This is a genomic window from Aquabacterium sp. (assembly GCF_016234775.1).
Taxonomy (GTDB): domain Bacteria; phylum Pseudomonadota; class Gammaproteobacteria; order Burkholderiales; family Burkholderiaceae_C; genus Aquabacterium.
Genome location: NZ_JACRAH010000032.1, coordinates 1 through 12,200, shown reverse-complemented (window position 1 = coordinate 12,200; position 12,200 = coordinate 1). Strand labels below are relative to the sequence as shown.

13 protein-coding genes and 1 tRNA gene are annotated in these 12,200 nt (G+C 62.0%); 4 read left to right on the top strand and 10 right to left on the bottom strand.

Annotated features, from left to right (window positions below; translation table 11 throughout):
• Nucleotides 1-14: 14 nt before the first annotated feature.
• Genes HY836_RS09485 through ubiE form a run of 3 tightly spaced genes read left to right on the top strand, consistent with a single transcriptional unit; the run spans nt 15 to nt 3,292 of the window.
• Entirely contained in the window at nt 15-1,226 is a 1,212-nt protein-coding gene (locus HY836_RS09485) for a GGDEF domain-containing protein (RefSeq protein WP_290675799.1), read from the top strand.
• 24 nt (nt 1,227-1,250) lie between these two features.
• Nucleotides 1,251-2,549: an NAD(P)/FAD-dependent oxidoreductase gene (locus tag HY836_RS09480; protein ID WP_290675798.1), complete on the top strand. Its 1,299-nt coding sequence runs from the start codon at nt 1,251-1,253 to the stop codon at nt 2,547-2,549.
• Nucleotides 2,550-2,560: 11 nt separating this feature from the next.
• Entirely contained in the window at nt 2,561-3,292 is a 732-nt protein-coding gene (gene ubiE, locus HY836_RS09475) for a bifunctional demethylmenaquinone methyltransferase/2-methoxy-6-polyprenyl-1,4-benzoquinol methylase UbiE (RefSeq protein WP_290675796.1), read from the top strand.
• 41 nt (nt 3,293-3,333) lie between these two features.
• Here the strand turns inward: ubiE and HY836_RS09470 are convergent, their stop codons facing one another.
• Complete coding sequence (locus HY836_RS09470; RefSeq protein WP_290675794.1) at nt 3,334-3,903, bottom strand: chalcone isomerase family protein; 570 nt, start codon at nt 3,901-3,903, stop codon at nt 3,334-3,336.
• On the opposite strand from HY836_RS09470, the gene HY836_RS09465 reads away from it, so the two are divergent.
• A complete protein-coding gene (locus HY836_RS09465; protein WP_290675792.1) occupies nt 3,897-4,940 on the top strand; it encodes a MerR family transcriptional regulator in 1,044 nt (347 codons plus the stop codon). The two genes, HY836_RS09470 and HY836_RS09465, sit on opposite strands and share 7 nt — an antisense overlap.
• 11 nt (nt 4,941-4,951) lie before the next feature.
• Here HY836_RS09465 and HY836_RS09460 read toward each other — a convergent pair whose 3' ends face one another.
• From HY836_RS09460 to rpmI, 9 genes are all read right to left on the bottom strand, one after another.
• Complete coding sequence (locus tag HY836_RS09460) at nt 4,952-5,542, bottom strand: flavin reductase family protein (protein WP_290675790.1); 591 nt, start codon at nt 5,540-5,542, stop codon at nt 4,952-4,954.
• A gap of 108 nt (nt 5,543-5,650) precedes the next feature.
• Nucleotides 5,651-5,727: transfer RNA gene (locus HY836_RS09455), tRNA-Pro, on the bottom strand.
• A 64-nt stretch (nt 5,728-5,791) separates the two neighbouring features.
• Entirely contained in the window at nt 5,792-6,364 is a 573-nt protein-coding gene (locus HY836_RS09450; protein WP_290675788.1) for a MerR family transcriptional regulator, read from the bottom strand.
• Between the two features lie 79 nt (nt 6,365-6,443).
• Nucleotides 6,444-6,803, bottom strand: a complete 360-nt coding sequence (locus tag HY836_RS09445) for an integration host factor subunit alpha (protein WP_290675786.1) — start codon at nt 6,801-6,803, stop codon at nt 6,444-6,446.
• A gap of 20 nt (nt 6,804-6,823) precedes the next feature.
• Nucleotides 6,824-9,253, bottom strand: coding sequence for a phenylalanine--tRNA ligase subunit beta (pheT, locus tag HY836_RS09440; RefSeq protein WP_290675784.1), 2,430 nt, complete (start codon nt 9,251-9,253; stop codon nt 6,824-6,826).
• A gap of 36 nt (nt 9,254-9,289) precedes the next feature.
• Nucleotides 9,290-10,333, bottom strand: coding sequence for an NAD(P)-dependent alcohol dehydrogenase (locus tag HY836_RS09435; RefSeq protein ID WP_290675782.1), 1,044 nt, complete (start codon nt 10,331-10,333; stop codon nt 9,290-9,292).
• Between the two features lie 74 nt (nt 10,334-10,407).
• Nucleotides 10,408-11,457, bottom strand: a complete 1,050-nt coding sequence (locus HY836_RS09430) for a phenylalanine--tRNA ligase subunit alpha (protein WP_290675780.1) — start codon at nt 11,455-11,457, stop codon at nt 10,408-10,410.
• A 98-nt stretch (nt 11,458-11,555) separates the two neighbouring features.
• Nucleotides 11,556-11,915: a 50S ribosomal protein L20 gene (gene rplT, locus HY836_RS09425; RefSeq protein WP_058089095.1), complete on the bottom strand. Its 360-nt coding sequence runs from the start codon at nt 11,913-11,915 to the stop codon at nt 11,556-11,558.
• Between the two features lie 68 nt (nt 11,916-11,983).
• The gene (gene rpmI / locus HY836_RS09420; RefSeq protein ID WP_028601240.1) at nt 11,984-12,187 is read right to left on the bottom strand and encodes a 50S ribosomal protein L35; all 204 of its coding nucleotides are present in this window, start codon (nt 12,185-12,187) and stop codon (nt 11,984-11,986) included.
• Nucleotides 12,188-12,200 lie beyond the last annotated feature (13 nt).

Sequence of the window (12,200 nt, the reverse complement as noted above, 5' to 3'; positions counted from 1 at the left end):
TCGAACCCCTTCACTTGCCCACGCTGACCCTGGTCATCGGCGTCGTGCTGTTCATGGCCGCCGGGATCATGACCTTGGTCGGCGTGACGCAACGCACCTACCGAGGCTACTGGTTCTGGACGGCAGCCCAATGGGCCAACATGCTCAGCGCCCTGACGCTGTTCCTGCATGACACGCACCCCTGGATGGTGCCGCTGTCGGTCCTGCTGTCGCTGCAATGGCCCCTGACCATGCTGGCCGGCATGCGCCAGTTCTACATCCGCAGCAACTTCCGAACACCACCGCTCACAGACCTGGTGTTGCTCGTGGGCGGTTTCCTCGCCTACGTCACCATCTGGCGCCAGAACCCCAACGACGTCGGCGCACGTGTCGCCTCATTCAGCCTGATCAACATCTGCTTTTACACCTACACCGCCTGGCAGGTGCATTCGATCCGCGACTGGCGGCAAAGCCCTTATCTCAAGGCCATCCTGTTCTTCCTGGTCGTGGCAGCAGGCTTCCAGGTACCGCGCATGGTGGCCGCCTTCGGCGCGTGGGGCGTGCCGGTGGTAGACCCCAACCAGATCCAGCAGCCTGTGGTGCTGATCGGCCTGGTGGCCGCCGTCATGTTCTCGGTTTACATGTGCCTGCTGTTGACCTACGAGCGCACGGAACAGGACCTGCGCGAGTCGCACCGACAGTTGCGCATCATGGCCGACTTCGACATGCTCACCCAGGTTCCCAATCGCCGCCACTTCAACGAGATGGCCTCGCAGACACTGCGTTTGAGCCCACCCGGCTCATCTGCCCTGATGGTGTTCAACATCGATCATTTCAAGCAAGTCAACGATGAAAGCGGCCATGCAGGTGGTGACGAAGCACTGAAACTCGTGGCGGGCAGCGCACGCAAGATCCTGCGCAGCCGCGACTTGGTAGGCCGATTGGGCGGCGACGAGTTTGTGGCCTTGCTGCCCAACACCACCATCAACGATGCCCTGCACGTGGCAGACCGCATGGTCAGGCAGGTGGACCAGGGGCGCTCGTCGCTGCAACAAAGGCCTTTGAGCCTGAGTTTCGGCGTGGTACAGATTCAAGCTGGCGAGTCCCTGCCGGACGCCACACACCGAGCCGATCAGGCCCTGCAGGAAGCCAAGCGGCAAGGGCGTGGCCGTGCCGTTGCGGCTGAGCAGGAAGGCGAAGAAGGCGTGTTCACAACGGTGCGCACGCTGGGCATCAACGAGGCCTGATCGCACTGCTGCGACAATCCCGGCATGTCAAAGTTCGATGTCGTCGTGATCGGCGCAGGTGCCGCCGGCCTGTTTTGTGCGGGTTTGGCGGGCCAGCGAGGCCTGAGCGTGCTGGTGCTGGATCACGCCAGCAAGGTGGCCGAAAAGATCCGCATTTCTGGAGGCGGCCGCTGCAACTTCACCAACCGTGAGGTCACGCCGGCCAACTTCCTGAGCGAGAACCCCCACTTCTGCCGCTCGGCGCTGACGGGTTTCACGCCCCAACACTTCCTGAGTCTCATCGAGCGCCACGGTATTGCCTGGCACGAGAAGCACAAGGGACAGCTGTTTTGCGACCGCAGCGCCGGCGACATCATCGACATGCTGCTCAAGGAGTGTGACGCGGGTGGCGTGGTTCGGCGCCAGCCCTGCGCCGTGCATGCCGTCAGGCCGATGGGCACATCCTCGGCAGATCAAGCCCGATTCGAACTGGACACGGACCAAGGTCTGGTTCGGGCTCACCAGGTCGTGATTGCAACCGGCGGCTTGTCCATCCCGAAGATCGGCGCCACCGACTTCGGCCAGAAGCTCGCTGCTCAAATGGGCCACCGCATCGTGCCCCTGCGCCCTGCTTTGGTCCCCTTGACCTTTCCTGCCGAGCAATGGGCGCCGTTCGTGTCGTTGGCCGGCATCTCGCTGGAGGTGGAGATCAGCACACCCCCCGCACCGCCGTCTGAAGGCGCCAAACGCAACAAGAAAACCGCGCCTGCATCCTTCCTGGAGGACCTGCTGTTCACCCATCGCGGCCTGAGCGGCCCGGCCGTGCTGCAGATTTCCAGCTACTGGCAGACAGGCCAGCCTTTGACGCTCAACCTCGTGCCCCAACGGGATCTGGCTGACAACCTCAAGCAGGCCAAGACCGGCTCGCGCAAGCAGTTGTCCACCCAATGGGGATTGAGCCTGGGCGACACCGTACCGCAGCGCATGGCGCAAACCCTGCTGGCGCAACAGGCCGTGTCCAACCCAGCTCTGAAGCCGGACGCCGCCCTGGCCGAGCTCAAGGACAAGGATCTGGACGCACTGGGGCAGGCAGGCAATGCCTGGTCCATCACGCCCAACGGCACGGAAGGCTACGCCAAGGCGGAGGTCACCGCTGGCGGCGTCGATACCCGCGACCTCAGCTCCCAGACCATGGAGAGCAAGATCGTGCCCGGCCTGCACTTCATCGGCGAGGTGGTGGACGTCACCGGCTGGCTGGGCGGCTACAACTTTCAATGGGCCTGGGCCAGCGCGATGGCCTGTGCCCGCGCCCTGACCCCGTTTGCGGGCCCACAACAGGATTAAGATGCCGGCCTATGAGCAGCACGCACTTCGGTTTTCAGCAGGTTGACGAGCAACAGAAGGCACAACGCGTTCGCGGTGTGTTCGACTCCGTCGCCGGCAAGTACGACATCATGAACGACCTGATGTCGATGGGTTTGCATCGCCTGTGGAAGGCCTACACCATCGCCGCCAGCGGCGTGCGTGAAGGCCACAAGGTGCTCGACATCGCTGGTGGCACGGGCGACCTGTCCGAGGCCTTCGCCAAGCGTGTCGGCGCCACAGGCATGGTGGTGCACACCGACATCAACGAAGCCATGCTGAGCACCGGACGAGATCGCCTGCTCAACGCCGGCATGGCCCTGCCCACAACCTTGTGCGACGCCGAAAAGCTGCCCTTCCCCACCGGCACATTCGACATCGTCACCGTGGCCTTCGGCCTGCGCAACATGACGCACAAGGACCTGGCCCTCAAGGAAATGTGCCGCGTGCTCAAGCCTGGTGGCCGTTTGCTGGTGCTGGAGTTCTCCAAGGTCGCCAAGCCGCTTGAAAAGGCTTACGACTGGTACTCGTTCAAGATCCTCCCCAAGCTGGGCCAGATCATCGCGGGCGATGCCGCCAGCTACCAGTACCTGGCCGAATCCATCCGCATGCACCCCGATCAGGCCACGCTCAAGGGCATGATGAAGGAAGCCGGCTTCGGCCATGTGGACGTGCACAACATGACCGGCGGTGTCGTGGCCATGCACATGGGCATCAAGTGCTGAACACCTGATGCAATCGCAGCGGCAGCGCCTGTGCCAGACGCTCAGGACTGCCCCAGCAGATCACCCTTGAGGCTGCGGTCAGACGGATGCTCGCCCAGCCAGATCTTCAGCAAGGCACGATAGAAGTCCTCGCCAGCAATGTCCTTGCCCAGAGGCTTGCCACCCATGGTCACACGGGTGCCGATGCCCGGCAAGTAGTCCAGCTGGATCTGCGCGCCCTTCACCGCCTCACCGGCACTGCGCATCGCAGCCTCCAGCTCATCGATGCGAGGCTGCAAGCTAAGGAGGTCAGCCGGACTCACGTTGTCCTCGATACCTTCCGTCAGGGCATTCGCCAGCTTCTCGCCCGAGACACTGCGCAGCATCACGATGCGAATGCTCTTGGGGCCAGCCTGATTGAGGATCGCAGCAGGCGCAGTCTCTTTGCGCGGCACGTACAGGCCAACCGCATACACCTTGATGATCATCTTGACGCGCACGCCCGCGCCATTGAGCACCAGAGCCTGACTGGCCAGACTGGTCTGATCATCGAAACGCACGCCAGCCACTTCGAGGGCGGCAAGGGCCGGCAAGGCCCAGAGGCTGGTCAACGCCAGAACCAGGCTTGCCATGGTCGACTGAAAACGGTTCATCACGTGGATCGGACGGTAAAACTGCCATTCAGGTCGAACCGATACTCGCCCTCCCGCCCATCCCGCCGTTCGACATCGCGGGGATGGACATGCGCCAGAAACTTCATTGTCGACGCAACAACACAGATGTTACATTAACTCTGCAATATAGGGTCGGTATCATGCAGGCCAATACCGTTATCCGACTATCGATGTCTGCCGTTCCTGCCAATAATTCCCGCCATCGCCCTGCCCGTCCTTCCGCGGACGGCAGCGAGATGACCGTTGAAGAACTCTCGGCGCGAACCGGCGTCAGCGTCCGCAATATCCGCGCATACCAAACTGCGGGCCTGATGCCTCCGCCAAGATTACAAGGCCGACTGGGTCTGTATGACGCTGAACACCAGGGCAAACTGGAGCTGATTCGGGACTTGCGCCAGCAAGGATTCAGGCTGGACGCCATCAAGGGCATGTTGGAAAAGACGCCTGAAGGCGCCTGGGGCGAGTACTCGCTCATCAGTGAACTCTTCTCGACCACCTTCTTCACCGTCGAGGCACCCAAGCGCAAAGCCATCAACGAGATGGCGGCCAACTGGGACACGAAGGCCACGCCTGAACAAAAGGAACGACTGGCACGCAACGGTCTGTATCGCCCCGTGGGGGACGACGAGGTCGAGATGTTGAGCCCGGCACTCGAGCGCATCGGCATTCAGCTGGCCGAGTTGAATGTGCCTCTCGACACCGTTCTGGACCTGCAGGACGAACTGATCAAGCACACCAGGGCCATTGCCAAGGCCTACGTGGAGCAACTCTTTTTGGAACTGCTCAAGGCCATCACCAGCCCACAACCGACATCCAGTGACAAAGGTGCAACAGCCCCCAAGCTAGCCCCGGACCCTAATGTCATCGGCGCGATGAAAAGCTTGTTCGAACGGCTGCGCCCGCTGGCGATTGGTTCGGTCAGTGCGGCCTTCCCCGTGGTCCTGCAGCAGGAGTTTGACCGCGCCATCCAGAAGCAACAGAAGAAGCGCAGCTGAGCAGGTTCCGATCAGCCCTGCACCAGGGCACCGGTCGTGAAGAAGGCGCCACCCGCCACGTGATGCAGGCTGCGCTGCTCGTCACGAGCAAAGTGCCACCGGCCTTCACGGAACACGGAAGGATCCGCCCATGCGGCCACCACCTCCGCCAGAAACAGGTCATAGCGCTGGGCCATTTCAGGCTCAGGCAAGACCCTGCACTCCAGCCAGGCCACACAGCCCTCCACCAGGGGCGCACCCACACTTGATGCGAGGGCAGCCTGCAGGCCGCACACCTCGAATTTGTCTTGCGCCAGGTCTTTGCCACTCTGGCTTCCCGCTGCCATGACTTGATGGGTCAAGGCCACTGGCGGCACCGACAGCACAAACTCGCCCGAAGCCTCGATCAAGACCCTTGTATAGGCCTGCTTGTCGATCACGACGGCCACTTTGGGCGGATTGAAATCCAGCGGCATGTTCCACGCAGCCGCCATCACATTGCGCAGACCGCCGTGAGCCGCACTGACCAGCACGGTGGGCCCATGATTGAGCAGGCGATACGCCTTGCTCAGCTCGACAGGTACGCGCGCGGCGTGGCTAGGCTGATCAGGGGCGCTCGTCATGAAGGGACTCCGACAATTCAGTTCATCCGAGCCAAGCCGCTCTGCGTGAACGGGGGCCAGAAAACACGAAAGGGTCAGTAGTTTCCTACTGACCCTCGTGAACTTCTTTGGTCGGGGCGGCGGGATTCGAACTCGCGACCCCTTGCACCCCATGCAAGTGCGCTACCAGGCTGCGCTACGCCCCGACGAAGACTTAGACTATAGCATGGCTTTTTTGCCATTTTTGAGGCTCAAGCAAACTTTTTATCATCAAGACAACAGATCGCGGATCGACAGCAAGGCTTCGCGCAGCGCCATGACCGAGTCCGGGCTCAGTTTATCCAGTTCAGGCAAGGCGGGCATCATCCAGGCTGCATCGGCCATGGCAGGTGTACTGGCCTGCAGGGCGCGCGCCGCACGACCATCCAGCAAGCCGCTGGATACCGCGCCGTGGTGTGCACCGTTGAGCACGCCAGCCGACACGGGCGGCATGCCACCCGCATGGTTGCGCGCCGGGCTCAGCGGCTCATCCACCACGCCATCCAGTTCGTCCGCCGCTGGCGCCAGCACACCCATCTCGGCCAGCTGATTGCGGGCACCACTGATAGTGAAACCCTGCTCGTACAGCAACTCGCGGATGCGGCGAATCAGCAGCACCTCGTGATGCTGGTAGTAGCGGCGGTTGCCGCGGCGCTTCATGGGTTTGAGCTGGACGAACTCCTGCTCCCAGTAGCGCAGCACATAAGGCTTGACCAGGCACAACTCGCTCACCTCACCAATGGTGAAGTAGCGCTTGGCAGGAATGGGGGGCAAAACGCCCTCGACGCGGTCCATGGATCCCATCGCAGACTACAGATCAGTTTCCCGATGTTCCGTAAAAATCCCGAGCAAGATCAACAAGATCGGGAAAAGGCTTCAGACTTTACTCCAAGTCTTCACCAGATGGAATGTCACCTTGCACCATGCCTTTGAGCTTCTGGCTGGCGTGGAAGGTCACGACATTGCGCGCCTTGATGGGAATCGCCTCGCCCGTACGGGGATTACGTCCCGGGCGCGGTGCTTTACGGCGAATCTGGAAGTTGCCAAAGCCCGACAGCTTCACGTCGGTGCCCTGCACCAGGGTGTCGTTGACCAGCTCGAAAAACGCCTCGACCATGTCCTTGGACTCACGCTTGTTGAGGCCCAGGCGCTCAAACAGCATGTCGGCCAGCTCGGCCTTGGTCAGGGTTGGCGTTTCGATGGTGGGCAACAACACCGTCAGATCACTGATTTTTTCGCTCATCTCTCAGGCCCTCCCCGGCCTCAGGCACGAACTCGTGCGCCAATGCCGCTGTCCAGGGAGGCCAGGACGGCCCTCATGGCAGCTTCAATGCGCTCATCGGTCAAAGTCTGCTCATCATCGCGCAGTTCCACGCGCACGGCCAGACTGCGCTCGTTGTCGGCGATGCCGGCCACAGGCGTCTTGGGCTTGTAGATGTCAAACAAGCGGGCACCACGCACCAGGCCCTCGCTCGGGGCCTTGGTGATGGCGGCGATCAAGGCGTCGTGCGGCGTGCTGTCCTGCACCACCAGGGCCAGGTCACGGTACACGGACTGCATCTTGGGCACACTGGTGAACGCAGGCACCACGCGCTGCACCAGCACGTCGGCATCCAGCTCGAACAGCACCGGCGCCAGCGGCAGGTCATACGACTGGCGCCACTTGGGGTGCAACTCACCCACGAAGCCTACCGCCTTGCCGTCCACCACCACCTGCGCGCAACGGCCAGGATGGAAGGCGGGGTGCTCGGCGGCCACGAACTGAGGCTGACGCGGGGCCAGCAAGGCCTCCACGTCGCCCTTCACGTCGAAGAAATCCACGTTGCGTGCAGCCGTGCCCCATTGCAGCGCGTCAGCCGAGCCATAAGCCAGGCCGCTCACGCGCACGGGCTGATCAAAGCCCGCCACGGTCTGCGCGCCGTCTTGCACGGACGCGTCACGCTTGAACACACGCCCCACTTCGAAGATACGCACGCGATCGGCCTTGCGCGAGAGATTGGTCTTGAGCACCTCGACCAGGCTGCCGATCAGGCAGGAACGCATCACGGCCAGCGGGCTGGCGATCGGGTTGAGCACCCGAATCGGGTTGGTGTTGCCGGCGAAATTGGCTTCCCACTTTTCCTCCACGAAGCTGAAGGTGATGGCTTCCTGATAGCCACGCGCGGCCACGGCACGGCGCACGGCGTACAGGCCACGCTGAGCTTCCGGACGCACTTGCGAGGTCACAGGTGCCTTGGGCGCACGCTTGGGCAGCTTGTCGAAGCCGATCACGCGCACTACTTCCTCGATCAGGTCTTCTTCGATCTGGATGTCGAAACGCCAGCTTGGCGGGGTGACGACCAGGTGCGTGTCATCCTTCTTCGCCTGGGCCGTGAACGGCAGATCCAGACGCGTCAGCACCTGCTCGACTTCCGTCAGCGTCACGGGCATGCCGATCACACGCTGGGCACGCGCCAGACGCAGCGTCACCGGCTTGCGATCGGGCTTCTGCACGATCTGGTCATCCAGCGGGCCAGCCTGGCCACCGCAGATGTCGATGATCAGGCGGGTGATGCGCTCGATGTAATCGGCTGTGGGCGCCGGGTCCACGCCACGTTCATAGCGGTGCGAAGCATCGGTCGAGAAGTTGTAGCGGCGAGCACGGCCAGCAATGGCCTTGGGCCACCAGAACGCGGCCTCCAGGTAGACATTGCGGGTGTCATCGCCCACGGCGGTGGCGTCGCCACCCATGATGCCGGCCAGCGACTCGACCTGGTTGCCGTCCGCGATCACACCAACCTGCTCATCCAGCGTGATGGTGTTGCCGTTGAGCAGCTTGAGTCGCTCGCCGGCCTTGCCCCAGCGCACGGCCAGCCCGCCCTGGATCTTGTCCAGATCGAACACGTGCGAAGGCTGCCCCAGCTCGAACATCACATAGTTGGAGATGTCCACCAGCGGCGACACCGAACGCTGACCACAACGCGCCAGGCGTTCGATCATCCAGTCCGGTGTCCTGGCTTGCGGATTGACACCACGGATCACGCGGCCAGCAAAACGACCACACAGGTCGGCCGCTTCCACGGTCACTTTCACGCGGGCGTCGATCTCGGGCTTGACGGGCGCCACAGCGGGCAAGGTCAGCGGGGCACCCGTCAAGGCGGCCACTTCACGGGCGATACCCGCCACGCTCAGGCAATGCGCCAGATTGGGCGTGAGCTTGAGCGTGAACAGCGTGTCGTCGAGCTTGAGGTGCTCGCGGATGTTCTGGCCAATCGGTGCATCATCCGCCAGGATGTGCAGGCCGTTCGACTCCTCCGACACACCCAGTTCGCGCGCCGAGCACAGCATGCCCTGGCTTTCCACGCCACGCAGCTTGCCCAGTTTGATCTTGAACGGCTTGCCATCGGCGCCTGGCGGCAATTCGGCCCCCACCGTGGCGCAAGGGATCTTGATGCCCGGGCGCACATTGGGCGCACCGCACACGATCTGCAACACGGCGCCCGTGCCGGCATCCACCTTGCACACGTTCAGACGATCGGCGTCCGGGTGCTTGGCCACTTCCAGCACATGCCCCACCACCACGCCCGTGAAAGGCGGCGCAACGGGTTGCAGCTCTTCCACTTCCAGACCCGCCATGGTCAGGAGATCGGCCAGTTGCTGCGTGGTCAGGTCGGGGTTGCAGAAGGTTCGCAGCCAGGACTCGGGGAATTGCATGTCAGTGATCCTTGGGAATCGGTATGTTTGGTTCGATCAGATGAGCTCGGACGGGTAATCCGCGTCCAGCACCACGCGATAACGGGCCTTACCCGCGCGCAGGTGCTCCAGCGCATCGTTGATGCGGCTCATCGGGAAATGTTCGGTTTGAGGCTCGATGCCATGGCGTGCGGCAAAGTCGAGCATGGTGTCGATGTCCTGGCGCGAGCCCGTTGGCGAGCCCGACACACTGCGTTGGCCACCGATCAGCGGGAAGGCTTCCACCTCCATCGGCTGAGGCAGGATGCCCACGATGTGCAGGCGGCCATTGGGCGCCAGCGTGCTCATCAGCGCCTTCCAGTTCAGCATGACGTTGACGGTGACCAGCACCATATCCAGCTTGCCGGCCACCTGCTTCATGGACTTGGCATCCACGCTGGAGACCACGTTGTGTGCCCCCAGTTGCAAGGCCTCATCACGCTTGGACTCGCTGGACGTGAAGGCTGTAACCTCGCAGCCCCAGGCGCGCGCGAACTTGAGCGCCAAATGCCCCAGCCCCCCAATGCCCACCACGCCAACGCGGTGCGTCGGCTTGATGCCGAAGTTCAGGAAAGGCGAGAACACCGTGATGCCGCCACACAGCAAGGGACCAGCCTTGGACGGATCCAGCTTCTCAGGAATAGGGCAAGTCCACAGCCAGTGCGCACGCACACGTTCGGCAAAGCCACCGTTGTGACCGACGATGGTCGGCACACCGGCCCGGCACAGTTGCGGCTCACCACCCAGGCAGCTTTTGCAGGACATGCAGCTTGCGGCCATCCAGCCAATGCCCACACGCTGGCCCAGCTTCAAGCCCTTGGTATTGCTGCCCAGCGCGACGACCGTGCCGACCACCTCGTGGCCACCAATGATCGGGTAGCCCGAGAAGCCCCATTCGTTGTCGATCAAGGACAAGTCGGAGTGGCACAGGCCGCAATGCTCGACCTTGACCTCCACCTCTTCCGCGCCTAGGGGACCTGGCTCATACGAGGTTGCCACAAGCGGCTTGGAAGCCTCTTGCGCAGCCCAGGCACGGATGGTGGTAGCGGAAGTCGTGGTCATGGCAGAGATCCTTAGGCAGGTGTAGCGGGGCTCAAAGCATCACACAAACGGCAAAGGCCTTGCGGCCCCTGCCTTTACTGGAATTGCTGCAGGAAACGCAGATCGCCTTCGTAGAACAGGCGAAGATCGTTCACGCCGTAGCGCAGCATGGTCAGGCGATCCGGCCCCAGGCCAAAGGCAAAGCCGATGTAGTGCTCTGGATCCAGACCAAAGTTGCGCACCACGTTCGGGTGCACCTGCCCTGCTCCACCTACTTCCAACCAGCGGCCCTTGAGTGGGCCGGAGGCAAAAGCGATGTCCACTTCAGCCGATGGCTCCGTGAACGGGAAGAAGGACGGACGGAAGCGAATGTCCAGCTCGTCGGTCTCAAAGAAGGTGCTGAAGAAATCACCCAGCACGGCCTTCAAGTCGGTGAAGCTGACACTCTCGCCAATCCACAGGCCTTCGCACTGGTGAAACATGGGCGAGTGCGTGGCATCGCTGTCCACACGGTAGGTACGGCCCGGCGCGATCACACGGATCTCGGGCATGCGCTCGCCCTTGGCGATGGCTTCAGCGTGTTGCTTCACATGCTGCACGGCGTAACGCACCTGCATCGGGCTGGTGTGCGTGCGCAGCAGGTGACCACCTTCCACGTAAAAGGTGTCGTGCATCGATCGCGCAGGATGGTCTTCCGGCGTGTTCAGTGCAGTGAAATTGAACCAGTCGGCTTCGATTTCCGGACCATCGGCCACGGCAAAACCCATCGAACCGAAAATGCCTTCGATGCGCTCGATGCTGAGCGACACCGGGTGCAGACCGCCCTCGCCACGGCGGCGACCAGGCAAGGTCACATCCAGCGATTCCGCACGCAATTGCGCTGCCAACTCGGCATCCGCCAACTCCTGACGACGCGCATTCAGCGCCGCCTCTACCTGCTGCTTGGCCTGGTTGATGGCGGCACCACGGGTTTTCTTTTCTTCAGGGCTGAGCGCGCCCATGCCTTTGAGCAATTCGGTCACGCTGCCAGACTTGCCCAGGAAACGGGCCTTGGCGTTTTCGAGGTCGGCGGGCGTGGCTGTGGCGGCAAATGCCTCTTGGGCAGATTGCACCAGCGCCTGGAGATCGCTGTGGGTGTCGGTCATGGTCTTTTGTCGAAAAAAAAGGCCAACGCGATGTTGGCCTTTAGTTCACCGGCCTGACGACCGGCGCAGCATCTTGCGAGCTGTCTGCTCGATAACGATCAAGCAGCCAGTTGAGCCTTGGCCTTTTCAACGATGCTGGCAAAAGCAGCAGGATCGTTGACAGCCATGTCAGCCAGCACCTTGCGATCGATTTCGATCGAAGCCTTCTTGATGCCAGCAATGAACTTGCTGTAGGTCAGGCCCAATGCGCGGCTACCGGCGTTGATACGTGCAATCCACAGACGGCGGAATTCACGCTTCTTGGCACGGCGGTCACGGTAGGCATATTGACCTGCCTTCATGACGGCTTGTTTGGCGATGCGGTATACGTTCTTGCGGCGACCACGGAAACCCTTGGCCAGGGCGAGAACTTTCTTATGACGAGCGCGGGCTGTTACACCACGTTTGACGCGAGGCATGGATTACTCCTTCGGCGTAAATATCTAAAACCAGATCGAGACGTTTCGTTAGCTCTGAAGCGATGCGCTTACAGGCCAGCGAAAGGCAACATTTGAGCCATGTGGCCCATGTTGGTCTCATGCACGTTCACAGCGCCGCGGAGCTGACGCTTGTTCTTCGTGGTCTTCTTGGTCAGGATGTGACGCTTGAAGGCTTGACCGCGCTTGACGGTACCACCCGGGCGAACGCGAAAACGCTTCTTCGCACTGCTCTTGGTCTTCATTTTGGGCATGTTCTGCTCCTTT